A 25,053-nucleotide genomic window follows, 5' to 3' on the forward strand; every position below is an offset into this window, starting at 1 on the left:
ACCGGGACGGTCGGAAGCGACGGATCGATGGGGCAACTACATGTGCAACCGGTCCGACGGCACGGGTATGAGCGACGATCGGACCCCCGAGTCCGCGGTCGAGAACACGCCGGGGCAGGGACGAACGCCCGAGGCCGAACGGATCGAACCGGCCGTTCCAGAGGAATTCGGCCTCGTTCAGGTCTGGTGGGGCGACGGAAAGGGGAAGACGACCGCCACGCTAGGCATGGGAATGCGCGCCGCCGGCCACGGCTACCGCGTCCACATGCTCCAGTTCATGAAAGGCGGGGCCTCGAGCGTCGATGCCGTTCGCGGCGAGTACAACGCCATGGCCGCCCTGCCGGGCATCAGTTACGAGAACCTCGGCCACTACGGCTGGCACGGGATGGCAGACGGGAGCGACGAGGCCGACCACGAGGCCGAGGCACAGGCCGGCCTCGAACGCGCCCGCGAGTTGCTCGCGGCCGCCGAAGACGCCGATCTCGGCGAGTCGATCGATCTCGATGCACCGCCCGAGGCGGGCATGCACATGCTGATCCTCGACGAAGTGCTCTACGCCGCGGATCGGGGGCTGCTCTCGGAAGGGGACGTCCACGACCTCATCGACGCGAAGCCGGCCGCCCTCGAGTTGGTGTTATCGGGGAGTCATACCGAGCCCGACTACCTCGCCGATCGTGCGGACCTGATCACGAACGTCCGAAAAGTGAAACATCCGATCGACGACGGCCAGCGGGCGCGACGGGGAACCGAGTTCTGACCGGCTCGCTGCGAACGCGCCATCGCAGGTACCCACCGGCAGCACTCCGTGCCGACCAACACAATTATTATCAGATACTGAGAAAGACTGGCAAGCCAATGGGTGTGATTCGAGTTGCCGGACTGCGAAAGACATACGGAACTGTCAACTCAGTGGATGGAATGGCGTTCGACGTCGACCGGGGCGAGGTGTACGGCTTTCTCGGTCCGAACGGTGCCGGGAAGACCACCACGATTCGGGTCCTGACCGGACAGATCGAGCCGGACGCGGGCGACGTGAGCGTTCTCGGAACCGATCCGGTCGCCGACCCGATCGAGACGCGCCGACAGGTCGGTATCCTACCGGAACAAGAATCCCCACCGAGCTTTCTTACGCCCCGCGAATACCTCGCGTTCGTCGGCAAGGTGCGCGGTCTCGATCCCGACCGGGTCGCCGAACGGACCGACGCGTGGGCCGAGCGGCTCGGGTTCGAGAGCAAACTCGACACGCTGCATACGGACCTCTCCCGGGGGCAACAACAGAAAGTGATGATCGCGCAGGCGTTCGTCCACGAACCCGACGTGGTCTTCATCGACGAGCCGCTGGCGAACCTCGACCCGCTCGTCCAGGAACAGGTCAAGCGCTTTCTCGTCTCCTATGCGGCCGACGACAACGCCGTCTTCGTCTCGACGCACAACATCGACGTCGCCGAGGAAATCTGCACCCGCGTCGGCATCGTCGCTGACGGCCAGCTCGTGGCCGAACGCTCCCTGGCCGACGACCCGACCGACGAGTCGCTGCTCGACCTCTTCCTCGACCGCGTCGAGGGCGAGGACGCACGAGACACGCCGGCGCTCGAGCAACTGCAGACATGAGCGGGCCGAAAACGACCGACCGCGCAATCGGGGCGGACGCGGACCGCTCCGACGCCGGACTTTCGACCCCGCGGCTGCTCGCGATACTCTTTCGAGAGGAATGGCGGCTCCACACGCAACTGTTCGGCGGCTGGCGGTTCGCGCTCTTTCCGTTCGTGATCGCGCTGTTGACCGTGAGCGCGACCGTGGCACTCGTCGAGACCGGCACCGCACCCGGGACGGTCGTCGGTGGCCTACACGTCCTCACCGTCGGCTTCGGGCTCTACAGCGGAACCGCGGGCTTTGCCGGATCGGACATGCTCGAGAACGTCTTCGGGCGGCTGTCGCTGTTGCTCTCGTCATCGACGACGTTGCCGCTCTCGCGGCGGCGGCTGCTGGGTGCGTTCCTCCTGAAGGACGGGCTGTTCTACGCGATCGCGTTCGTATTGCCCATGTCGCTGGGGGGGCTTGCGGTCGACGGACTGTCGACGCCGCCGCTCTCGATCGGCCTGTTCTGGCTTTCGCTCTCCCTCGTCTTCGCCGTCGGAATGGCCACCACCGTCGCACTGATCGCCGTCCGCACGCGGGGCGTTCCGTCCTGGGTCATCGGACTGGGGATCGGACTCGCCGTCATCGGCGGCTGGGCGACCGGCCGACTGGGACCGGTTCGGTCGGTCCTGGTCCCGATCGACGGCCCTCCGGCCGCCGCCGGCGGACTGGCCGTCGGAACTCTCGCCGTCGCGGCGGGTTCGCTCGCGGTCTACGATCCGACCTACGGGCGGCCCTCGCGGACCGCGAGCGATCGCTTCGCCCGGATCAGTGACGCGCTGCCACTCGCGGACGCCCCGCTGGTCACGAAGTCGCTGCTCGACCTCGCGCGCTCCTCGGGCGGCGTCTGGAAGCCGTTCGTCTCCGCCAGCATCCTGCTGGCGCTCGTGGCCGCGCTCGTCGGCGTCGTCGACTCGATCACCGGCGTCGCGCCCGCGCCGGGGGTTTTCTTCGGCGGCGTGCTCGGCCTCTCGGCGTTTACGACGTACAACTGGCTGACCCAGTTCGATTCGCTCGAGGCCTACCTCACCTACCCCATCTCGATCGCCGATGTCTTCCGTGCGAAGCGGATCGCGTTCGTCTTGGTGGGTGCGCCGGCGGTCGCGGTGCCCTATCTCGCCGCCGTCGTCTGGTTCGACGCGACGCTCGTCGACGCCGTCGTCGGAGCCGTTCTCCTGGCGGGCTACGCGCTGTACTACTACGGCCTCACGGTCTACATCGCGGGCTTCGATCCCAACGAGTTCCTCTTCGACGCTGTCCGGTTCGCGACGTTCACCGTCGGCGTCGCCGTCCCGCTGGTGCCGACGCTGGTCGCCGGCTTCGTCGTCGTCCCGCCATCGGCGACACTCGCCGTCGCGCTCGCCCTCGGCGGGATCGTCGTGGGACTCGTCGGACTCGTCCTCTCGAGTCGCGCCGGACCGCGCTGGGACGCGCGATACCGGACGGAATAGCTGGTCACCTCCATCCCGCTATTCCGCCGAGGCTGGGTATGGCGGTCGCGAGACGCCGGCGGCAGGCCGCCGATCGAGGCGATCGTTCGGTCCCGAAGCCGGCCGAAACCCTCCCCGAAGAACCGATAGGACGATACGCCCGGCTCCCCGACTACCGCTCAACGCGGATGACACGAACGCTTCTCGTCGCCGGAACCGCGAGCCACGTCGGCAAGTCGACGGTCGCCGCCGGCCTCTGTCGGTTGCTCGCCGACCGCGGGATCGACGTGGCCCCGTTCAAGGGCCAGAACATGAGCAACAACGCTCGGGTCGTCGCTCGGCCGACCGGAGCCGACTGGGAGCGCACCGACTCCGACGGGACCACCGGCGGCCAGTGGGGCGAAATCGGCGTTTCGCAGTTCGTGCAGGCTCGCGCGGCCCGGATCACGCCGACGACGGACTGTAATCCCGTTCTCCTCAAGCCCCGTGGCGACGGCGAGAGCCAGCTGGTGGTGCACGGAACGGCCCACGACCACGTCCCCGCCGGCACCTACTACGAGGATTACTGGGAGCGAGCGCGTGAGGCCGCCGAAGCGTCCTATCGCAGGCTGGCAGCCGACAACGACGTGATCGTCGCCGAAGGCGCGGGCAGCATCGGCGAGATCAACCTCCACGATCGGGACCTCGCGAACGTCGAGACCGCCGCGTTCGCGGACGCCGACATCCTCCTGCTGGTCGATATCGAACGCGGCGGTGCCTTCGCCAGCCTCTACGGCACGATCGAACTCGTCCCCCCGAACATCCGCGACCGGATCGTCGGCGCGGTGATTACGAAGTTTCGGGGTGATCCGTCGCTGCTCGAGCCCGGGATCGAGGAACTCGAGTCGAGGACCGGCGTTCCGATCCTCGGCGTGATACCCTACGACGACCCGGGGCTCCCCGAGGAGGACAGCGTCGGCCTCCCCGGGACGGACGAACGCGGCGTCGTCGGCGGGGACGACGGCGTGCCCGCCGATCGCCGGATTCGGATCGCCGTCCCCCGACTGCCCAGAATCTCGAACGCGACCGATCTCGAGGCGCTGGCGGACGAGCCCGGCGTTTCGGTGGTGTACGTGCCGGTCGACGACGGCGACGCTGCTCCCCTCGCTGGTATCGACGCCGATGCGGTCGTCGTTCCGGGGACGAAGAACACGGTCGACGATCTGCTGGCGCTCCGGGAGGCCGGCTTCGACGACGCGCTCGCAGCCTTCGACGGGCCGATCGTCGGCGTCTGTGGCGGCTACCAGTTGCTCGGCGACCGGATCACCAACGCCGCACTCGAGGGGACGGGCGCGGACGATGTCGTGGACGGACTGGGGCTGTTACCCGTCGAAACCCGCTTCGAGGGGGACAAGCGCCTCGAGCGGACGACGGTTCCCGTCGACGGGACCGCTTCGCCGCTGCTGTCGGGCGTCGACGGGACCGCGTCGGGCTATGAGATCCACGCGGGGCGAACGACGGCCGTCGGCGACGTGACCCGTCCGCTCGGCGACTCGAGCGCGGCCCGCGGACGGATACTCGGAACCTACCTGCACGGCCTGTTCGACAACGAATCGGTCCGAACGGCGTTTCTCGAGCACGTCGCGGCGACGGCCGGCATCGACCGGCCGGCGCGTGCGACAGCCACGGCGGCGGCCGAGGCGGACGTGACTGGCGCGACACCGTACGATCGTGCGGCGCGGCTCGTCGGCGAGAACGTCGATCTGGCCGCGCTCGGCGACCCGTTCGAGCCGAACTGACGAACCCGATGGGAACGGTCGCGGAAAAAACGTCCAGCACGGTTCGGCGCGGGGCGACGTACGCGACCGAAGCGATTGGCCGGTCGGTTTAGCCCGACTCGCCTCGGTAGGTGCCGAGCAGTTCCTCGAGAATGATACACTCTTGATCGGTCTCGTCGTAGTGGGTGTCGATGAACCGTTCGGCGGCTTCGTAGTTGCCGCGCAGACCGTGTTTTCGAACGTTGATAACCGCGTCGAGGAAGAACGTGCCACCGTCGGCCCCGAGCGCTTTGGCGTGGTCTTCCGCGCTAATATCGAGTTCGGACTTGATCTCGTCGAAGTTGAACGTCTTCACTTCGTGGTCGGAGTCGATCAGGGCGAGCACGTACTCCGCGGAGAAGCGATAGAACTCGGATTTACTCTCGAACATACCGTCTTCGACGAGCGCGTCGATCTCTTCGACCACGTCGTCGGGGTATCTGACGGTATCCTTCGCCATACCCGGACACTGGTCGCCGCTGACTAATTATTGTTTCTACTGTTCAGCGCCGTTTCGAAGCCGAGGCGCTCGAGTCGACGGAGCCGAGGGCTCTGCTCGAGTCGGGGAGCAGACCGGTCCGAGCCTCCTACGGCCGCGCGTACCGCAGTTCGGAGACGGCAAGCCACCTGCACTCTTATCCGCTTCGGAGCCGAACCGTGGTACTTGATGACAGACGAAGCCGAACTCCGCGCGCAACTAGTCGACGCGTTCAAGGGTGCTGAGTACCCGGTCGCGGGGCCGATGGAACTGGTCCCAGCGCTTCCGGACGGGCCCGGAACGACGTTCGAATCCGGCGAGTTCTCGATGACCGTGATGGAACTACAGGCGAAGACGTCCGGCGGCGACTTTCCGTACGACGACGTCGAGTCGCTCGTCGACGACCTGCTCGCGGAGCTTCGGGACCGAGGTATGATGAACGCGTGATGGTACCGAGATCGGTGACGAAATCACGCGGGGAGTCGTCGAGCGGGTGCTAAACGACCAGTAAGCTTTTATTCCACAACATGTCTTGGTAGAATAGAGTCTCGTTGGCTGAATCCGTCCGCATTCATACGGGACAGGGAGGAGATAGGATGACCGCTACACATCGACCCGGGCCGATCGTCGTCGTAACGGACGTTCGAGAACAGGGAAGCGATCTCCGCTCGCGACTCGAGCGGGCAACCGAACACGAGGTTCGAACGCGCCCCGCGACAGGGGACCTCGAGGACATCTTGGGGACGGACGCTACCGATCCGCCCGATGCGGACGGTGAAACGGCGGCGACCGTCCCGAGCGGCGTCGTCCTCGAACTCGACTGTCCCGGCGAAATACAGACCATTCTGCAGCGCGTTCACGCTCGGCTGGCGACCGTCCCGACGATCGTCGCACCCCCAAAGGGAAGCGAGCGGCTCGCGACCGTCGCCCTCAGGGCCGACGCGACCGACTACGTGCCGACGGCTGGTGACGAGGACCCGATCGATCGGATCGTCGCGACGGTCCAATCCCAGCCCCAGTCGCCGTCGGCCGACGACGGCCGCTATCACCGCATCCTCGCAAACGAGTTGCCCGACGAAGCGTTCGTCATCGGCGAGAACGGCACCTATCTCGAGGCGAAGGCCCGGCCCGATTCGGCCGACCTGTACTCGACGGCGGCCGACGACCTCCCGGGGTCACAACTCGAGGATGCCTTCCCCGATCAGGTCGCCACGAAGCTACAGGACTGCATCGATCGGGCGATCCGAACCGACGATGTCCAGTCGGTCGAGTACGACGCGGAAACGACCGAGGGCCCCCGCCGATTCGAGGCCCGCGTCGTTCCGATCGACCAGCGTATTCAGGGACGACGCGCCGTCGTCTGGCTGGCTCGGGATATCACCGAGCGGGTACAGCGCGAACGGCAACTCCGATCGCGACAGGACCAACTCGAGACGCTCAATCGGATCAATGCGGTCGTCCGGCAGGTGATCGAAACGCTCGTCGAGGCACCGGCCCGGGATGCCATCGAACGCGAGGTCTGCGAGCAACTCGTCGATTCCGACCTCTACTGCGGGTCGTGGATCGCCGAACGGGCCGGCGACGGGCAGCTGTCCTATCGGACCGGGGCGGGGGAGGCCGAGACCTATCTCGACGGCGTCCGGGATCTCACGGTCGATCAGGAGCGGCCGGTCACGCGGGCGGTCCAGACCGGCGAGATCCGAACGACGAACCGGATTCGCGAGGACGGGAGGGTTCCCGAACCGCTGCAGGAGGCCGCCCGCGAGGACGATGTCAGATCCGCGATCGCCGTCCCGATCACCCACGAGGACGCGATCTACGGCGTTCTCACCGTCCTCGCGAGCCGGGACGACGCCTTCAGCGAGCGCGAGCGAGCCGGGTTCAGGCTGCTCGGCGAGACGATCGGCTTTACCATCATGGCGGTGAAGAACCGTCAACTGCTCTTTTCCGACACCGTCGTCGAACTCGAGTTCCGGATCAACGGCGGCGAGACGTTCTCGTTTGACCTCTCCGAAGCGTACGACTGCACCTGCTCGCTCGAGTGGGCAGGCACCACGGCCAACGGCCGGACCTTCCAGTACGTGACGGTCGACGGACTGGACGGCGAGACGGTTCTCGAAAAAGCGCGGGACCACGAGTCCATCGAGCAGTGTCGACTCATTCACGACGGCGAGGAAAGCTGTACGCTCGAGATGCAGTTGGCGAAATCCGGCGTCCGGACGCTCGCGAACCACGGGGCGACGATCCGAGACGTAACGGTCGAGTCGGGGATCGGAACCTGTCTCGTCGAGGTATCCCAAGACGCCGATGTCCGCGAAATCGCGGAGGCGCTGACCGTCATCTACGAGAACACCGAACTCGTCGCCAGACGCGAAGTCGATCGGCCGGTCCGGACGGCGGCCCAGCGCCGAAGCCGAATCCTCGACCGACTCACCGATCGTCAGCTCACGACGTTACGCCTCGCATACTACGGCGGGTTCTTCGACTGGCCCCGCGAAAGTACCGGTGAAGAGATCGCGGAGGCAATGGATATCTCACCGCCGACGATGCACCAACACCTTCGAAAGGGACTCAAAGCGATTCTGCATGTGTTTACCCCCATAGAGTTCCTGGCTGAGCCACTGAGACGGCTGAAAACAGCACCCTCTATTTGATTTATATATCTCTCAGTGNCGGCGGTCGAATTTTACGGATTTCTAATTGAATTCCCCGATTTTGAACCTACTGTCCTCCTGCGATTTCTGGGGGTAAACACATACGCGATTCTCGAGGAGTTCTTCGAGAACGGCGGTCACAACTAACCGCGGGGGAGCGGTCGCCGTCGCCGGCCGTCGAGGGCGGGCTCCGTCGTCCCGTAGCGACTCCGCCCTCGGCCAGCCGTAGCCGATCCGTTCGATTCCGGCGTGGTAGTCGGGTTCGTCTGACAGTCACGATTGCTTCAAAGAGTGCCATATGAACCCCAGCACCGATCCGGTCGGGAGCGCATCGATCGAAGGGAAATGACGACGACCGTTCGGAAACCGGGACTGCATGCCACCCTGCGAGTGGCGGAGGGACGTATTCGTGCCACCGTTTGACACCGTCTTCGAAGGAACCGACGGGCGGTACGTCACCGACTGGCAGATCGAACGGCGGCTTCGAGCCGGGGTGTGGACGCTCTGTCTGCGACAGCGGGCCCCCGAGAAGGTAGTGGTCGAAACCCGGGACGGGGCGTTACTCTTGCTCGCGGCGATCGAGCCGGCCGAGTTGCCCGCCGGCGTCGGAATTCGCGTCACCGACGACCGCACTCGAGTCGTCGATACTCGAGCGGGGCCGTCACGGACAGCCCCGTACACACCGCCGGCCGACGGTGAGCGAAGCGGTGTAACCGGACACGAGGGGTAGCCCGTCCATGTCCACCCACAACGAGGGGACGGCAGTACGATGACACGAAAGACGCGTCGCGTGGTCCTCGGAGCACTCGGTTCGATGGTCTCGCTCGGGACGCTGGCGGAGGCGTCGCGCGAGCCACCCGAAACGCTCTCCGTTCGGGTCTGGCTCTCGGAGCAGGCCGCGACCTACGAGGGGGTTACCGACCGCATCCGCGAGTACCTCACGGCGATCCGCTCCCTCGAGCACTGGACGGTGGAACTCTCTTTCGGCGGGACCGTTGCGGTCTCGACCGAGGATGCCGCCCGGCTCATGACCCGCGGAGAGTGGCCGACGGCCGTCGTGGCGGGCGGCCTCGGCCGACGCGATCTCGACCCGGTGGCGGACGTCAACTTGCTGGTTACCGACGGACGGATGGAGGACGCACCGACCGGATACGGGGTGGCACACATCGCATCGGTCGGCGGGGCGCGACATATCGCCGACCTCGAGCCGTTCGACGAGTCGCTCGTCGACGGCACGCGGTGGATCGTCCCGAACACGGCACCGACGCGAACGATGCAGGTCCTCGTGCACGAGATCGGACACGCACTCGGGCTGGACCACGAACACGGCGTGGCGATCCGCGACGGCGAAGCCGTGATCGCGACGCCGATGCTCAGTAGCTACGCGTGGGACCCGTCGTACCAGGCCGATCACGATCGTTGCGGGTCGGCGATCCCGCCGGCGCAGGACGGACTCGAGAAACGGCTCAGCTTCGCCTTCTCGCCGTGTGCCCGTCGCGAACTCGCGACGTACGACGGCGGACTCTTCTCGGAACCCATCCGAACGGATCGAGACCCGATCGCGATCGGATAGTTGCCACTCCGGCCGAAAATGAACGGCCGACGGCGAAACCGAACGTCCGTGCCGTTACTCGTCGGTTTCGTCGTCGTTCTCACCGCGGGCGAAACTGGCCTGGGACTCTCCGTTCTGGTCCGTGGCGGCGTTTGGCCCTTCGATGAGCGCCTCGAAGTCGTCGACTTCGTCGTACTGGTCTCGGTACACCAGCGCCGCCTTCCCCGTCGAGGAAATCTCGTAGAGACCGGATCGCTCGGCAGGACCGATCTTTCGGACGAGCCCGTAATCCTCGAGCACCGGCAGTCTGGTGTTGATGTTCTTTCGGCTCTTTCCCGTGTGTGCAGCCAGATTCGTTGCGACGTTTCGTCCCTTGTCCTCGAGCGCCTCGAGAATCAGGAAATCAGTTGGTTGGCGGAGTTTCACTCTCGTTCACTCTCGTACCGGTCTATATTTCCAGTGGTAACTAATACTTTCGGCTCGAGACGAGTTGTTTTCTTCGATTATTACCATCGGTGTCCTTAAGTACTGGGCGTTCATACGATCCTGGTGGGTGGGCCGAGCGATCGCGGACGGTTCCCCCGACCGTCAGTGCCAGACCGAGCAGAGCCCCGGTACGCCGCTCCCCCATACCGGACTCGGTCCCGACTTGCCCATACTCGGCTCCCACCCGCCCCACTCTAGCCGTTCCCGTTTTCCTCGCGATCCATGCGTGCGCACGAGTCGCCATCGAGCGCCGATTCGCGTCCTCATTGCCGTACTCGTTCGCCGCGTTCGTTCTGGACCGTTTCGAGCCACGAGAGAAACGACGCGACATCGGCGGGTGATGCGACCCGATAGGACGCGCTCGAGGGTTCGTCGTCGCCGACTCGGATGCTGATTCCGTCGGGTTCGACGGCACGGAACGCCGATTCGTCGGTAACGTCGTCCCCGATGTAGACGACGGCCGTTCCGGGGGGCTCGGCGGCGGCGATCAACTCGACCGCGTTGCCCTTGCCCCACGGCAAGTCGGGTCCGATCTCGAGGATGCGTTTCCCGGTCGAAATCTCGAGGGCGTCACCGCCGACGCGATCGACGAGATCGTGGGTGATCCGACGGACGGTCGCCTCGGCGGCCGGCGGAACGGATCTGAGATGGACCGTGCCGGTCAGGCGCTTGTTCTCGACCCGACAGTTCGGGACGGACGCCAGCACGGTCTCGAGCATCGCACAGAGCCGCTCGACTCGTATCGCGTGCTTGCGTGCGACCGGATGGACGGCGATCGACCCGTTTCGATCGAGTTCCAGCCCGTGATTGCCGGCGTAGATCGTCGGCCCGTCGATCCGCTCGCGGACGTTCGTCAGCGCGCGCCCGCTGACGATCGCCGTCGTCACGCCCGGCGTCTCCGCGAGCGCGGTCACTGCCCGCTGATTCGACTCGGTCGGGACCGCCGCGTCCGGATCGTCGACGATCGGCGCGAGCGTCCCGTCGAAATCCAGACAGACCAGCAATCCGGCGGCGTCCGCGAGCGTCGTTCGGATCCGCGACAATCGTTCCCAGAGCGGCCGTGGCGGTGTCTCGATCGCAGGCATCGCTACACTGGCGGTGTCCGCTCCCGGGACTCGGAGTCGGTGTCGGTATTCGTTTCGCTGCGCTCACGATCGCCGTGTACCCGCCGGATCCAGTCGAACTGAGTCGCCATCCACGACTCGAGGTCGTCGTCGAATACGCGCTGACGGAGCGTGTTCATCCGCCGTCGTCGTTCGTACGACGACATCGAGAGCGCGTGCTCGAGTTGCGCCGCGAACCCGTCGGTATCGGTCGGATCGATCGTCAGCGCGTGCGACCCGAGGCGCTCGTGTGCTCCGGTCCGATCGCTCAACACCAGTGCGTCGTCGCCGTCGACGCTCGCGGCGACGTACTCCTGTGCGACGAGGTTCATGCCGTCGATCAGCGGACTGACCACCATCACGTCCGCGCGGCGGTAGAGCGCGCAGATGTCCGCCTGGGACAGCATGTCCTCGGTGTAGACGATCGGCCGCCAGTCGTCGGTTTCGAAGCGGCGGTTGATCCGTCGGACCTCGCCGCGGACGAGTTCGCCGTATCGCTCGTAGGTTTCGATGTCGGTCCGTGAGGGTGTCGCCTTCTGGACGAAAGTGAACGCGCCGCGCCACTCCGGATTCCGCTCGAGGAGTCGCTCGAGGGCCGCCAGCCGTTCGGGGATCCCTTTCGTGTAGTCGAGCCGATCCAACCCCAGCCCGATCGTCGTCCCCTGGGGAATCCCATACTCCGCGAACAGGTCCGAAAGCCGGTCGGGATCGCTCGCCCGGGCGTCCCGCTCGTACGCATCGGCGTCGACGCCCATCGGCGTCGCCACGACGCGAGTCGTGTGCCCGTCGTAGCGAACCGTTCCATGGGAGTGGTCGACGGCCGCGGTCGGGAGGAAGCGATCGACGCAGTGCAGGAACTGCTCGGCGTACCGATCGACGTGGAAGCCGATCAGGTCGTTTCCCAGCAGCCCCTCGAGAACGCGGCCGGCGGCGGAGCACTGCCGGAACGTCGCCGGCGACGGCCACGGGATATGCCAGAAGTGCGCGATGATCGCCCCGGCGGGCACCGAGTCCCGGATCATCCGCGGCGCGAGCGCGAGGTGGTAGTCCTGTATCCAGACGATGGAGTCGGCCGTCGCATGGTCGACCACCGCCTCGGCGAAGCGCTCGTTGACCGTGCGGTACCAGTCGAAGTCGGTCGGCCGGTCCTCGATCAGGGTGGGAAAGCCGTGACAGAGCGGCCAGAGCACGCGATTGCTGAACCCGTAGTAGTAGGAGTCGACGGCTTCGTCCGAGAGGTCCAGTCGGCGGAGCGTATAGGCACCCGCATCCGGCGGGACGGCCACGCAGTTCCGCTCGTCGGTTACGTCGAAGTCCGCGTCGCCGTCGCCCCAGGCGATCCAGGTCCCGTCGGTTCGTTGCATAACGGGATCGAGACCGGCGGTTAGACCACCGGTCGGCTCGTCGACCGCGATCGGTCGTGTCTCGGCCGTGGAACGCCCACCGCCGTCCGTTCCCGTCCGCGGGGGACCCGTTCCGTCGGGACTCGTCGCGCCGTCATCCGACGGCGCGGTGGCGTCCTCGTCTCGGTACTCGTGACGATACGGTTGCCGGTTCGAAACAACGATCAGCGAACCGGGACAGCTGGGCCCGTCGGACGCGGGCTCCGCGTTCGTTCGGCCGCGACCGTCGGCCCGTCGCTGTCTATTTCGTACAGTCGTCGACGACAACCGCTCGGGAACTCGCATTCGCTGAACTACCACAGCATCCCGACGGGTTGCTTCGCCGCTTGCGGTCGCCAGGGGGTTAATACGTTCCTGTTAGCACTCGCGGCGTCCCGACTGTTCGACCACCGGGACAGTCGTCGCTCGAGACCGGTCTCGGACGCGCCGGGACGCGAGGCGTGTGCCGCGCCGCGGTGATGGAAGGGGATGCGAGCACCACACTCGACTGGCCGAGACGGGAACGACGCACCCAACTGGCGAAGCGACCGGTGCTTGGTGGCAGCCGGGGGCCGACGACACCCCACGCCGATGTCGCCAGAACCAAACGTTGATTTCTCGCTCGAGCGAATCCCCGCCCATGCAACCCCCGTTCGAGCGCCGGATCGCGGCCTGCCAGCGCCGACTCGAGGACACGGTGGCCGACCTGGCCGTCTGCTTCCCGAGTCCGAATCTGACCTATCTGACCGGGTTCGAGGAGACGCCGTCCGAACGACACCTCTTGCTGTTCGTTCCCGAGCACGGCGATCCCGCCCTCGTCGCGCCGGCGATGTACGAGGACCAACTCTCCGACCTCCCCATTCCGGCCTTACAGCTGCGGCCGTGGACCGACGCGGACGACCCGCTCGAGGAGATCGCGACCGTGCTCGAGGAATATGCCCTCGACGGCTCCGATCCGGCGACCGTCCTCGTCGACGATCGACTGTGGGCGACGTTCACCCAGGACCTCCGAGAACTGTGTCCGGACGCCGAGTTCGGGCTCGCCAGTACCGCCCTCGAGCCGCTGCGAATCCGGAAAGACGACGTCGAACTCGACGCGCTCCGGCGGGCCGGCGCGATCGCGGACCGGGTCTCGCTCGAGATACGCGACCGCGGCGACGACCTCGTCGGGACGACCGAATCGGAGCTGGCAGCGGAGATCGACCGCCTGCTCGCCGCTCACGGGGGCGAGGAGCCCGCCTTCGAAACGATCGTCGCCGCCGGCCCGAACGGAGCCCGGCCACACCACCACAGCGGCTCGCGGCCGATCGAGGCCGGCGACCCGATCGTTCTGGATTTCGGCGCGTTCGTCGCGGCCGATCTCGAGGGTGGAACGGGACGGTATCCGGGCGATCAAACGCGAACGATCGTCGTCGGCGATCCGCCCGCGACATACGAGCACGTCCACGAAACCGTCAGGGAGGCACAGGAAGCCGCGATCGACGCCGTCGAACCCGGCGTCGAAGCCGGTGCGATCGATCGCGCCGCCCGGTCGGTCATCGAAGCGGCCGGCTACGGCGACGCCTTCGTCCACCGAACCGGTCACGGGGTCGGGCTCGAGGTCCACGAACCGCCCTACATCGTCGCCAGCAACGACCGCGAACTCGAGCCTGGCATGGTCTTCAGCGTCGAACCGGGGATCTACCTCGATGGGCAGTTCGGCGTCAGAATCGAGGATCTCGTCGTCGTGACCGACGACGGTGCCGAGCGATTGAACGATACGCCGCGGGGCTGGGAAAGCGGCCGCTGAGTTCCGCTCGAATCGGCCGATGGCTCGGCCGCGTCGAACGGGGACACCGGGTTTCCGGTGAAATCCGATCGGTCGCCGGACACGAGGCTAGGGCCGGGACGGGGTCACACACCGGGTTTCCGGTGAACGGCTTTCGGCGACTCCGATCGGAGTCCGGGATGTCGGCACACCGGATTTCCGGTGAATTTACCGACCGGCTGCGCCTCTGGAATAGTCGGACCGGCTGGGCGGATCAAAGCAGTGTGAACTGCTCTCACCCACACCGTGTTTCCGGTGAAACGACGCCGAGTTGTGGACCGATGTCGACCGGGATGGCGAACTCGAGAACCCCGATCCGTGGCTGGCTCAGGCCGACCGATTCAGGGCCGTTCCTGCGTCGATCGGCACTCGTCTCCGTGGGTAGAGAACGAATAGAGACGGACACGAGACGACAGCGTGTGGCAACGATAGCGTGGCAACAGCAGCGCAGGGTGACACCAAGCGAGATGCCGCTTCCGACCGAGTTCGAGTATGGGCTCGGCCACCGGTCCGAACGGCAGCCGGCACTCGTTCGGACACACACCGCGTTTCCGGTGAAAGTGCTCGGAAAGAGGTTCGTTCGATCACGCCGTGTTACGCTGCGCGATTACATCCAGTCTCCGGATTGTTCGATTCTGTTGGATTATTCGATCCGGATTATTTGATCGTGCTACTCGAGTTATTCGGTTAAGGCAACTAGTCGACATGGGACGGAACAAATCGATACGAGAGACCTCAGCACGACATCCGACTGCGAACTGACGGACCTTCCCTCGCTCTGTACTCGCTCTATAGAAATATATAAATAGCAAATATGAGAAAAGCTCGCCAAGTGAATCGGACTTTTTCTCACGGGTGATCGGAGAGTGCGAGCGGCGAGACGATGCTTGCTCCCGTCACTGGTGCCGGTCGGTATCGCTCGTCAATACCGGTGATTTCCGCACGGGTGGCATCCGATACCGGATTTCCGCCGCACCGTAACCCCTGTTTCAACTGGACACGATCCACGACGTTCTCCCGTTTCACCGGAAACACGGTGTGTGTTCGCGATCGATCTTGCACGGCTCGTTTTGACGAACGAAACGGTTCTGACCGGCACGTCGAACCTGTAGTCGCCACACAATCGGTCCACAACCGTCATACGACCGGTCTACTGGACTGTGTCACCGCGCCGAGTTCCCCGCTCGAGTCGCCGGTGGCAAACGGAAGGGCTATTTCACCGGAAACATGGTGTTCGACTATGTCGAGTTCCGGCGACGACCTGTTCACGCGCGACGACCCGATCTTCGAGAACAAGGAACTCCTCGAGATCAATCATCTCCCGGCGGAGGGCCGGATCGTCGGTCGAGACGACGAGATTTCGGAACTCGCGAACGCGGTCAACCCCGCTATTTTCGGGCAAAGTCCGAGTAACCTCCTCATCTATGGGAAGACGGGGACGGGCAAATCCCTCTGTGCGAAGTACATCTCGGAACGGGCCGTCCGCGTCGCGGGGGACGAAGACGTCACCTCCGCGTTCGCCTACGTTGATTGTGCTCAGGACAATACGGAGACGCAGGCCGTCCAGACGATCGCCCACTCGCTGAACGAGCCGGCGATCACTGACATCAGAATCCCGGACAAGGGGCTCAGCACCTCGACGTACTACAAGCGCCTCTGGACGGTGCTCGACACCCAGTACGATGTCGTCCTCGTGATCCTCGACGAAGTCGACAAACTCGACGACGACGATATTCTCATGCAACTCTCGCGCGCGGGCGAGGCCGGCAAACTCGAGTCGTGCAAGATCGGCGTCATCGGGATCAGTAACAAGATCAAGTACAAGGACCGACTGGACGAGCGAGTCAAGTCGAGCCTCTGTGAACGCGAGTTCGTCTTTCCGCCGTACGACGCGAACCAGCTTCGGGACATCATGCAGGCCCGCAGCGACGCGTTCAAGGACGGCGTCCTCGAGCCGTCAGTCATTCCGCGGGCCGCAGCCCTCGCGGCCCGCGAACACGGCGACGCGCGGAAGGCGATCGACATCCTCCGATACGCCGGGGAAATCGCCCAATCGAAGGGCAACGAGACGGTTCGGGAAGAGTTCGTCGTCCAGGCGCGCGAGCGGGCCGAAACCGACCGGTTCCGGGAACTCATCCGCGGATCGACGCCCCACTCCCGGTACGTCCTACAGGCCCTCGCCGTCCTCTCGCTCAATGCGGCCGACGAGGACGGGTTCCGAACGACGAAGATCTACGACGTCTACGAGGAGATCTGCCGCCAGGAACGCTCCGATCCCCTCTCGCTCCGGCGCGTTCGCGACCTGCTGAAAGAACACGCGTTCCTCGATATTCTAGAGCAGACCCGTCGGAGCGGCGGGAGCGCCGAGGGGAGCTACACGGAACACCAGTTGCTCGAGGATCCGGACGTCGTCCGGACGGTGCTCGTCGAAACCGACGAGTCGTAGCCGTCCGCCACCGCTGACGCGGACCGGCTGCTCGAGGAGCACGCGCCAATCGCAACGCGCCGACATTTCACCGGAAACCCGGTGTGGGTGTCATTCCGGAAGATAACAGCCGAGGATGGGGACCGGAACAGTCGAGGGAGAGACGGGATCACGGATGTTTCAGCGGCCGCGACGCTCGCGCTCGTAACCAATCCCGTGCGCCGGTCGGTCCACCGACCGGTCGGTTCGGCAGTCGGCGTCGACGTTCGATGGCAGTCTGTGGCGCACTCGACAGCCAGTTCGACAGTCGCGGTCGGTATCAGTAGTAGTAGAGGTCGAGTTCGTGACCGCAGTTCCGACACCGGGTCTCCGTTCCCCGGAGCGGGTTCGAATCGCTCTTCGGGTGGATACCCGGTCCCGGCGGAACGGTGGCGCTGACCGTCGTCTCGCATTCCGGGCAGCCGATCCGCATCTCCGCGTGACCTGTCCGGGACATCGCTCGAGCGTATTCGACGCTCCCCGATAGTTATCGGAGCCGTACGCGACCGCTGTCGCCCCCTTCCGGCCGATCGAGCGCCGTAGCAGGCGATTTACGTCGCGAAGCGACCGGAGCTGCTGCGACGGCTCCATCGATCGCCCGTCCGCCGGTTCGACTCGATTGGAGGAACTGTTTCCGCTCCGAAAGCCGTTCTTTCCGGCCTGAATCGGTGAGCCGGCTCCCACGACCGTCCGCATTCGCTCACCACACGGGATTCCGGCGGCGACACTGCCGCTCCCGACAGTGTCCGACTGCCGATGCTCGCAGCTCGAGTGTCACCCTCGAACACGCCGGCACGCACCGACTCCCGGGCCGGACGACGCGACTCACGGTCCGGACGCCGTCTGGACGATTAGATAGTGTACGTGATCTCGTCGAACTCGAAAAACGCCGTCTCGTAGCCGTCGTGGCGGGACACCTGCGGAGGCGAATCGACGGTAATCGTCACCCGATCGCCCGCCACGAACTCGTCGAATTCGAGCCCGTAATGATGGCCGATCTCGCCGTCGAGCGTTTCCACGAGTTCCCCTTCACGGACGACCTCTCCGTCACGTTCGACGGCGACGGACAAAGCGGTAAGCGGGAGGATGATGTCATTGTACGGCGTTCTCGGGCAGACCGCCAGGTAGGTGCCGCCGTCGGTGAACCGGTCGGCGTCGGACACGAACGCGGTAATCGCCGCGTCGCCGCTGCGCTGGGTCCCGAGCGAGTCGCCGGGGATGTCCGCGATCCGTGGCTCCCGTCCCGTCGGCGGCGGGCCGAGATTACCGCCGTGAGACCCGCTGCCGTCGCCGTGGTCCATCAGCGACAAGGCATCACGGTTACCCCATTTGTCCTCGTCGAGCGTCTCGAACGAGAGCTCGTTGATGTCGGAGCGATCGTACTCGAAGTCGACCTCGAGCGAGGCTGCGGTGTCCAGTCGTCCCTCGACCGCGCCGGTTCGCTCGAGCGTGACGGGACCGGCCCGGATGCGGGCCGTATACTCGCCTTCGCCGGGGAGCCCGACGTTGTCGCCGTAGTGAAAGCCCATCCGCTGGGAGAGCATCGGCCACGGTGACGAGATGCCTGCGTCGACTGGCGAGCCGTCCTGCAGGAGTTCGAGTCGCATGTCCACCGGCAGGACGGTTCGCGTTTCGCGATCCCAGAGGGTGGTCATGAGATGGAGGGTATCGTCCGTTTCGACCGCGACGCGTTGCTTCCCGTCGCTGGTCGCCTCGACGGTCCAGAACCGGTGTGGAAAGGTATAGGAAAGTGACACTGCGTAGTCGCCGTCGGCCGCCATTCCGTAGGTCCGCATCTCCTCGCGCGAGGACGGGAGGTAGACGGCGTCAGGACGGTTTTCGACGAGCGGCGGGTTCGCCCACGCGGACTCTTCTTCGAACCCCAGCCCCTCGAGACAGCCGGCGGTGCCGACGGTTCCGACGGCTCCGATCGTGGCTGTTCCGCGGAGAAAGCCCCGGCGATTCATTGGGCGGTCCTTCGCCGCCGGCGATAAAACGCCTGTTGGTTCGCCGATCGAACGCGCTGCGAGGGGTGCGGTCCGTGCCCGGACCGCAGACAGCCGCCCCACGCCTTTCGCTCACCTCCTCGATGAACGTTCGATCTTCGTGAACCGAACCAATGAACCTTTGATCGGGCGTTCCCTCGAGTCAGACATGGACCGGCGGACATACCTCGGCACGGTCGGAATGACGGGACTCGCAAGCGTTGCCGGTTGTCTTGGTGACACGCTCGGTGGCGGCACAAGCGATACCGTGCTCGAGCCGCCAGAACAGCAACGCGGAGACCCCTTGTATCCGATTCACGGCGACGACTTTCCGGAGTTTTCCGTTCGGGACCCGCTCGCCGACGAGATGCTGTCGCTCGAGGACGTCATCGACGAACGCCCGTTCGTCATCACGTACTTTTACGCGTCCTGTCCCGACGGGATGTGTCAACAACTGCTCCAGCACCTCCGTCGGATACAGGCGGATGCCCTCGAGAGCGGTTACGAGGATGATCTCGCGTTGCTCGCGTTTACGTTCGATCCCGACCGCGATACGGCCGACGCCCTTCGTACGCACGGCGAGCGAATGGGCATCGATGTCGATGCGGGACACTGGCACTTCCTTCGACCGGAAGACAACGAGACGGCCAAGACGATGCTCAAGGAGACGTTCGGGCTGCCGCTCAGACGGAACGACGGTGAGTCGACCGCCACATCGGACAACGAGTCGACGGACGCCGACAGTGCGTACACGTTCACGCACTCGGCGCTCGTCCAACTCGTCAACGAGCGCGGCATCGTCGAGCGGGCGTATCCGAAAGCGGCGACCCAGCGCGATGCGGTCAACACGCAGGTGATGGTCGACGACACGAGAACGGTCGTGGGGGTGGACGAGTAGCGATGCGTCGCCGCGACCTCCTCGCTGGACTCGGCAGTGCGGGCGTGATTGCCGGCGGCGGTGCGGTCGCTGCGTTCGGTGTCCCGTCACCGGCCGCCGTCACCGAGCAGGAGGACGATGGCGACGACTCGTCCGGTATCGTGGGGAAACAACACGACCCCTACGAGATCGAAACCGTCGACGCCCCGGGTAGCGAGGCCGGCACTGTCCGCGTTCCGACGCCGGATCGACCGACGTTCGTCGACTTCTTTGCGACGTGGTGTTCCCCCTGTATCAAACAGATGGACGCGCTCGCGACGGCACACGAGCGCGTCAGCGACGAGGTCGTCTTCCTATCCGTGACGACCGAGTCGATCAGCGACGCCGAACTCAGGGACTGGTGGGTGGAACACGACGGCAACTGGACGATCGGTCTCGATCCGACCGCGGAACTCACGTCCCGGTACTGGGGAACGCCCTACCCGTCCGCCGTGTCGATCGACGCTTCGGGGACGGTTCGATGGTCCGACTCCGGCGTCAAGACCGCGGACGAACTCGTCGCCGGAATCGAACGCGCACTCGAGGCGAGCGAACCAGCGAACGGGGCCGAATAGGATGGTCGACTCGACGCTCGTCATGTCCCTCACGTTCGGGCTGATCTCCGGCATCGGGACCTTTTTCTCTCCGTGTTCGTTCCCGCTTCTGCCGGGCTATGTCGGCTTCTACGTCAGTCAGACCGACGGCGAGCGGGCGTCACTCGGCGGTGCCTTGAGTCGGGGACTGCTCGCCGGACTCGGCGTCCTCGTCACGTTCAGCGCCCTGCTCGGGGCGACGTTCTGGGTCGGTCACGCGACGCTGTCGACGGTCAAGTGGTTCGAAGTCGTCGCCGGAGTCGTCCTGATCGCGTTCGGTCTGCTGGTGGTCTTCGAGCGAGCGCCGACGCTGTCGATCACGCTCCCCAAGCGACGCTCGAGCGTGCTCGGGTTCGCGATCTTCGGGGTCGGCTACGCGCTGGCGGCGGCAGGGTGTGTCGCGCCGATATTCATCGGCGTGGTCACCCGGGCACTGTCGCTGCCGACGACCGAGGCGGCGATTCTCCTCGGAACGTACGTGGGTAGTTTCGTGGCCCTCATGGTTTCGTTGACCGTCGCGACGGGGATGGGACTCGTCGCGAGCGCCGGCCGACTCGCGGCCTATACTGGACTCCTAAAGCGCGTTGCGGGGGCCGTAATGATCGTCGCCGGAGTCGGACAGCTCTATCTCGCGATCGTCGTGCTCGACGTGTTCGGCGTCTTCTGAGGCGAAGCGGTGCCGCTCGACGGAGCGGCCCGTGCATCCCGGAGCGACGGGCCATCCCCGTGGTCGCGTCCGAGCGGCCGTCGAACGGAACCCGGCAGGCAACGGCAGGTCCGAAACCTATCCTCCCGTCTCCCGAACGGGAGACAGACGATGTATCAGGAACTGTTGCTTGCGACGGACGGCAGCGACGCTGCCCATCGAGCGACCGATCACGCCGTCGAACTCGCGCGGGAACTCGACGCCACGCTCCACGTCCTGTCGGTCTCCGAGGACGGCCCCCATGCCGCTGAGAAACAGGACCGGTTGCGGTCCGATCCGGAGGCCGAAGCCGTTTCGGCCGCCGAACGTGCAACGGAGACGGCGGACCGTGAGGGCGTCGCTGTCACAACTGACATCCGCCACGGCGTTCCGCAGGAACGGATCGTCGACTTCGCGGAGACGAACCCGGTCGATATGGTCATCGTCGGGACGGCCGGCCGGTCCGGACTCGACCACCTGATCTCGGGCAGCGTCGCCGAGGAAATCGTTCGGAACGCACCGGTTCCGGTTCTCACCGTTCGCGACACACCCTGACAACGCAGTTCCAGTGACCCGGACACCTCCTCCCGTGCTACGCGTCGATACGAACTCGACATGTATTATGCGGAATAGTGACGAGCCCCTCACGATACCCGCTGGTCCGCTCGTCCGCGAGGGTGCTGCCGGATGAGCGACGGCACCGCCACCGTCGTCCACGATACGCTCCGTGTCCTAGTCGTCGGTAACTCCAACTCCGCCGACGACGCCATGACCACACTCGCTGCGGCGTTCGATGACGGGGCTCTGTTCAGAGCCCGCACGCTCGAGGGGGCGCTCGAGCGACTCGCCGCTCGAGCGATCCACTGCCTGGTCTGTCCGTTCGCGAGTGCGGACGGCGGATCACCCTCATCCGACGCGCCTCTCGAGGAACTGGCGGCCCGAACCGGCGAGCGGCCGATCGTGGCCCTCGTCGACGACGGCGACGCCGCTCGAGCGCTCGCGGCCGGCGCAAGCGATGTCGTCGAGCCGACCGCGTCCGACGCGGTCCTGACTGCCCGCGTCAGGACCGCCGCCGAGCGAGAGCGGTACCGGCTGGCCGCGGCAGCCGCAGATGCGCGCCCTCGGTCGATCCTCGAGCACGCCGCGGCGGTCGTCTGGGTGCTCGATGTCGACGGCGGGATCGAGTACGCGAGCCCGGCCGTCGAGTCCCGGTTGGGGTATACGCCGACGGAACTCGAGCGAACCACGATCACGCGGCTCGTCCGGCCGGCCGATCGCGAAGCGGTTCGCGAGACGCTCGCCGCCGTCGCTGCCGCCCCGATCGGGACGACCGAACGGCTCACCTGCCGGCTGGGTCACGCCGACGGCACCTGGCAGGTCGCGACACTGACCTGTACGAACCGACTCGAGGACCCGGCCGTCGAGGGGATCGTCGTCACGCGGACGGACGCCCCGGGAGTCGAAACGGCCGTCAACGACGAGCTACGAGCGGGGCTCGATCGGCTCGGAGACGCGTTTTTCACCCTCGGTCCGCGGCGCGAGGTTCGGTATGCCAACGAAGCGGCGCTGGAACTGTTTACCGCTGGCGACCGATCGGACGGTGACGTCGTCCCGACGGGAACGGTCGTCTGGGACCTACTCCCCGATCGACTCGGTGACCGACTCGCCGACCAGCTCCGCGAGGCCGACACGACGGGCGAGTCCGTCGAGTTCGAGACCGCACTCCCCGATCGCGAGCGCCGGCTCTCCGTCACCGTCCACCCCGGCGACGACGGTGTCTCCGTCTCCGTGAGGGAACGGCCCGCCGAGACCGCCGTCCCAGCCGCGTCGGACCGGGATCGCCGCGCGCTCCTCGAGAGGATCGTCGACGCGATGGATGTCGGTATCGCCGTGCTTGAGGGAACGACGGTTCGGCTGGCCAACACGGCACTGTTGGAACTCGCGGAGGCGGATGCGCTCGTCGGCCGCGAGCTCGAGGACGTGTTCGACGACGATCTCGCTGCGACGGTCCGAGAGCGGGCGCGGTCGCCCATCGTCAGGTGGATGGAGCCCGTGACGGGCGAACTCGCGACCGATGTGGGCCAGCCCCGGCCGGTCGCCGTCTCCGTCGTACCGCTGCCGGAGTCCGACCGAACGCTCTGTGTGATCCGCGACAGGCGCGGCTCGCGGGCCGCCGCGTTATCGACGGTCCGGGCAACCGTCGCGACCCTCCGCCGTGCCGGCTCACCGGGTCCCGTTCGCGACGCCGTCACCGATGCCGTTCGCGAGTGTACCGACGCCGACATCGCCATCTGGTATCTCGTCGATGACCGCCTCCGTCCGGCAGCGGTGGCGACGGAACGAACGCCCGAACGTGACCGGGACGCGATCGAACCGCCGGCGATCGATCCCGGCGACGCCCCGCTGGCCGACGCCCTCGAGAGTGACGAGCCGACCGTCTACGAGGGCGGGAGTCTCGATGACACCCTCGCTCGGCCCGGATTCCGGGCCGAACGGCTCTTGGCCGTCCCGATCGGGGACCGGGGGCTCGTTCTCGCGACCAGCACGGAGCCGATGGCGTTCGACCGGCTGGACACGGCCCCGATCGAAACCCTGGCCGACGCGGCCGTACTGACGCTCGAGGGGCTCGAGCGCGTCGCTGCTCTTGACGGGTGTCAGCGCGACCGGGAGCGACTACGGACCCGCACGGCACGCGCGGAACGGGTCCGGGAGGCGACGCGATCGCTGCTGGACGCGCCGACCCGGGAGGCGGTGGAACGACGGCTCTGTGAGGCCGTCGTCGCCCTGCCGTCCGTCGAGTCCGCCGGCGGGATCGAACTCGCCTGGGTCGGCCACACCGACGACGGTGGCCGGCGGATCGTTCCCGAGACGTGGGCCGGTCGCGACGCCGCGTTTCTCGAGGAGGTTCGAATCTCGCTCGACCGACACGCCGGGTCGCCGACGGCGGACGCCGCGTCGACCCGCGAACCGGTCGTTCTCGAGACGCTCGAGGCCGCCGAAACCGGCCGGACGAACGGAGACGGCACGGCGCGAGCGTGGCGGCAACCGCTCCTCGAGCGAGGGGTTCGGTCCGCAATGAGCGTCCCGCTCGAGTCGGGCGCGCTCCGGTACGGAACGCTCACCGCGTACGCCACGCGGCCGTCGGCGTTCGGCGACGCCACTAGCCGGGCCTGCGAACACCTCGCGGTGGTGGCCGGCGATGCGATCGCCGCGATCGAGACGAAACGCGCGCTCCTCGCCGATCGTGTCACCGAACTCGAGGTCGTTCTTCGGGACGAGTCGGAACCGCTCTCGTCGATCGCGGACCGACTCGACCGTCGGATCGACGTGCGGGTCGTGATTCCGCGGTCGTCCGGTGGTTCGACGGTGTTCTGTTCGGTCCGCGACTCCGACGCGGAGACGATCCCCGAGGTCGTCGGCTCGCTGCCGGCGGTCGACTCGGTTTCGATCGTCGGCCGCGGGAACGGCGACCCCGTCGTCGAGATCCGACTGACCGAGGCAACCGAGCCGTCCATCGCGCGGACGGTCGCGGATCACGGCGGCGTCCTCCGATCGGTGACGCCGATCGACGATCGGACCAGCGTCGTGATCGATCTCGGGGACCCGATCGATGTCCGCTCGTTCCTCCGCGCGCTCGAGGCGGCTCACTCGGAGACGGAACTGGCCGCTCGCCGGGAGCGCGAGCGGCCGCCGCGTTCGACCCGGCCGTTCGAGACGCTGGCCGAGTCCCTCTCGGAGCGACAGCGACGGACGCTCGAGGCGGCCTATCACGGCGGGTTCTTCGAGTGGCCCCGCGAGCATACCGGCGAGGAGGTCGCCGAGTCCCTCGGCGTCTCGCAGCCGACGTTCAGCCGGCATCTCCGGATCGCACAGCGCAAACTGTTCGCCTCGCTGTTCGACGAGACCGAGGACTGAGACAGTACCGGCGGCCGACCGATCTCGAACGGTAGTACGTGTTTACCGCCGCGTTTCGGCCCAGTAACACACGCTTTCCGCGCCGTCGAGAAACCATAGCGAACTGACCGATGAATCAGTATTGAGGCCGAACTCGAGCCGGTGTCCGTGTATAGCGTCCACGATCATG

21 protein-coding genes are annotated in these 25,053 nt (G+C 66.1%); 15 read left to right on the forward strand and 6 right to left on the reverse strand.

Going from position 1 to position 25,053, the window contains the following annotated elements:
• Nucleotides 1-67 precede the first annotated feature (67 nt).
• The 4 genes from C487_RS04010 (at nt 68) to C487_RS04025 (ending at nt 4,846) form a co-directional block, all read left to right on the forward strand.
• A complete protein-coding gene (locus tag C487_RS04010; RefSeq protein WP_049907918.1) occupies nt 68-757 on the forward strand; it encodes a cob(I)yrinic acid a,c-diamide adenosyltransferase in 690 nt (229 codons plus the stop codon).
• Nucleotides 758-855: 98 nt separating this feature from the next.
• The gene (locus tag C487_RS04015) at nt 856-1,611 is read left to right on the forward strand and encodes an ABC transporter ATP-binding protein (protein WP_049907895.1); all 756 of its coding nucleotides are present in this window, start codon (nt 856-858) and stop codon (nt 1,609-1,611) included.
• A complete protein-coding gene (locus C487_RS04020) occupies nt 1,608-3,089 on the forward strand; it encodes a hypothetical protein (RefSeq protein WP_006184400.1) in 1,482 nt (493 codons plus the stop codon). Before C487_RS04015 ends, C487_RS04020 begins: the two co-directional genes overlap by 4 nt.
• A 167-nt stretch (nt 3,090-3,256) precedes the next feature.
• Complete coding sequence (locus C487_RS04025) at nt 3,257-4,846, forward strand: cobyric acid synthase (RefSeq protein ID WP_049907920.1); 1,590 nt, start codon at nt 3,257-3,259, stop codon at nt 4,844-4,846.
• 88 nt (nt 4,847-4,934) lie between these two features.
• On the opposite strand, the gene C487_RS04030 is transcribed toward C487_RS04025, so the two are convergent.
• The gene (locus C487_RS04030; RefSeq protein ID WP_006184402.1) at nt 4,935-5,324 is read right to left on the reverse strand and encodes a ribbon-helix-helix domain-containing protein; all 390 of its coding nucleotides are present in this window, start codon (nt 5,322-5,324) and stop codon (nt 4,935-4,937) included.
• A gap of 207 nt (nt 5,325-5,531) precedes the next feature.
• Here C487_RS04030 and C487_RS04035 point away from each other — a divergent pair, with 207 nt between their 5' ends.
• From C487_RS04035 to C487_RS04050, 4 genes are all read left to right on the forward strand, one after another.
• Entirely contained in the window at nt 5,532-5,789 is a 258-nt protein-coding gene (locus tag C487_RS04035; RefSeq protein WP_006184403.1) for an MTH865 family protein, read from the forward strand.
• 149 nt (nt 5,790-5,938) lie between these two features.
• Nucleotides 5,939-7,996: a bacterio-opsin activator domain-containing protein gene (locus C487_RS04040; RefSeq protein ID WP_006184404.1), complete on the forward strand. Its 2,058-nt coding sequence runs from the start codon at nt 5,939-5,941 to the stop codon at nt 7,994-7,996.
• Between the two features lie 376 nt (nt 7,997-8,372).
• Nucleotides 8,373-8,726 (forward strand): hypothetical protein, encoded by a 354-nt coding sequence (locus tag C487_RS04045; RefSeq protein ID WP_049907896.1) that lies wholly within the window; start codon nt 8,373-8,375, stop codon nt 8,724-8,726.
• Between the two features lie 39 nt (nt 8,727-8,765).
• Nucleotides 8,766-9,569, forward strand: a complete 804-nt coding sequence (locus C487_RS04050) for a peptidase M10A and M12B matrixin and adamalysin (protein WP_049907897.1) — start codon at nt 8,766-8,768, stop codon at nt 9,567-9,569.
• A gap of 54 nt (nt 9,570-9,623) precedes the next feature.
• Here the strand turns inward: C487_RS04050 and C487_RS04055 are convergent, their stop codons facing one another.
• The 3 genes from C487_RS04055 to C487_RS04065 all read right to left on the reverse strand — a co-directional run bounded on the left by C487_RS04055 (nt 9,624) and on the right by C487_RS04065 (nt 12,825).
• Nucleotides 9,624-9,974: a winged helix-turn-helix domain-containing protein gene (locus tag C487_RS04055; RefSeq protein WP_006184407.1), complete on the reverse strand. Its 351-nt coding sequence runs from the start codon at nt 9,972-9,974 to the stop codon at nt 9,624-9,626.
• 323 nt (nt 9,975-10,297) lie between these two features.
• Nucleotides 10,298-11,119 (reverse strand): trehalose-phosphatase, encoded by an 822-nt coding sequence (otsB, locus tag C487_RS04060; RefSeq protein ID WP_006184408.1) that lies wholly within the window; start codon nt 11,117-11,119, stop codon nt 10,298-10,300.
• 2 nt (nt 11,120-11,121) lie between these two features.
• The gene (locus tag C487_RS04065; protein WP_006184409.1) at nt 11,122-12,825 is read right to left on the reverse strand and encodes an alpha,alpha-trehalose-phosphate synthase (UDP-forming); all 1,704 of its coding nucleotides are present in this window, start codon (nt 12,823-12,825) and stop codon (nt 11,122-11,124) included.
• A 334-nt stretch (nt 12,826-13,159) separates the two neighbouring features.
• Between C487_RS04065 and C487_RS04070 the strand changes: the two genes are divergently transcribed.
• Nucleotides 13,160-14,308, forward strand: a complete 1,149-nt coding sequence (locus C487_RS04070; RefSeq protein ID WP_006184410.1) for a M24 family metallopeptidase — start codon at nt 13,160-13,162, stop codon at nt 14,306-14,308.
• A 1,258-nt stretch (nt 14,309-15,566) separates the two neighbouring features.
• Complete coding sequence (locus C487_RS04080; RefSeq protein ID WP_006184412.1) at nt 15,567-16,772, forward strand: orc1/cdc6 family replication initiation protein; 1,206 nt, start codon at nt 15,567-15,569, stop codon at nt 16,770-16,772.
• Nucleotides 16,773-17,070: 298 nt separating this feature from the next.
• On the opposite strand, the gene C487_RS20770 is transcribed toward C487_RS04080, so the two are convergent.
• Nucleotides 17,071-17,247, reverse strand: a complete 177-nt coding sequence (locus C487_RS20770; protein WP_006184413.1) for a hypothetical protein — start codon at nt 17,245-17,247, stop codon at nt 17,071-17,073.
• Nucleotides 17,248-17,641: 394 nt separating this feature from the next.
• Nucleotides 17,642-18,757, reverse strand: coding sequence for a DUF7350 domain-containing protein (locus C487_RS04085; RefSeq protein WP_006184414.1), 1,116 nt, complete (start codon nt 18,755-18,757; stop codon nt 17,642-17,644).
• Nucleotides 18,758-18,944: 187 nt separating this feature from the next.
• On the opposite strand from C487_RS04085, the gene C487_RS04090 reads away from it, so the two are divergent.
• From C487_RS04090 to C487_RS04110, 5 genes are all read left to right on the forward strand, one after another.
• Nucleotides 18,945-19,673: an SCO family protein gene (locus C487_RS04090; RefSeq protein ID WP_006184415.1), complete on the forward strand. Its 729-nt coding sequence runs from the start codon at nt 18,945-18,947 to the stop codon at nt 19,671-19,673.
• A 2-nt stretch (nt 19,674-19,675) separates the two neighbouring features.
• Complete coding sequence (locus C487_RS04095; protein ID WP_006184416.1) at nt 19,676-20,266, forward strand: TlpA family protein disulfide reductase; 591 nt, start codon at nt 19,676-19,678, stop codon at nt 20,264-20,266.
• Nucleotide 20,267: 1 nt separating this feature from the next.
• Entirely contained in the window at nt 20,268-20,951 is a 684-nt protein-coding gene (locus C487_RS04100) for a cytochrome c biogenesis CcdA family protein (RefSeq protein ID WP_006184417.1), read from the forward strand.
• Nucleotides 20,952-21,101: 150 nt separating this feature from the next.
• A complete protein-coding gene (locus C487_RS04105; RefSeq protein ID WP_006184418.1) occupies nt 21,102-21,524 on the forward strand; it encodes a universal stress protein in 423 nt (140 codons plus the stop codon).
• Nucleotides 21,525-21,656: 132 nt separating this feature from the next.
• On the forward strand, nt 21,657-24,884 hold the full coding sequence (locus C487_RS04110) for a bacterio-opsin activator domain-containing protein (protein ID WP_006184419.1): 3,228 nt from the start codon (nt 21,657-21,659) through the stop codon (nt 24,882-24,884).
• Nucleotides 24,885-25,053 lie beyond the last annotated feature (169 nt).

The organism is Natrinema pallidum DSM 3751, assembly GCF_000337615.1.
In the GTDB taxonomy this organism is placed as follows: domain Archaea; phylum Halobacteriota; class Halobacteria; order Halobacteriales; family Natrialbaceae; genus Natrinema; species Natrinema pallidum.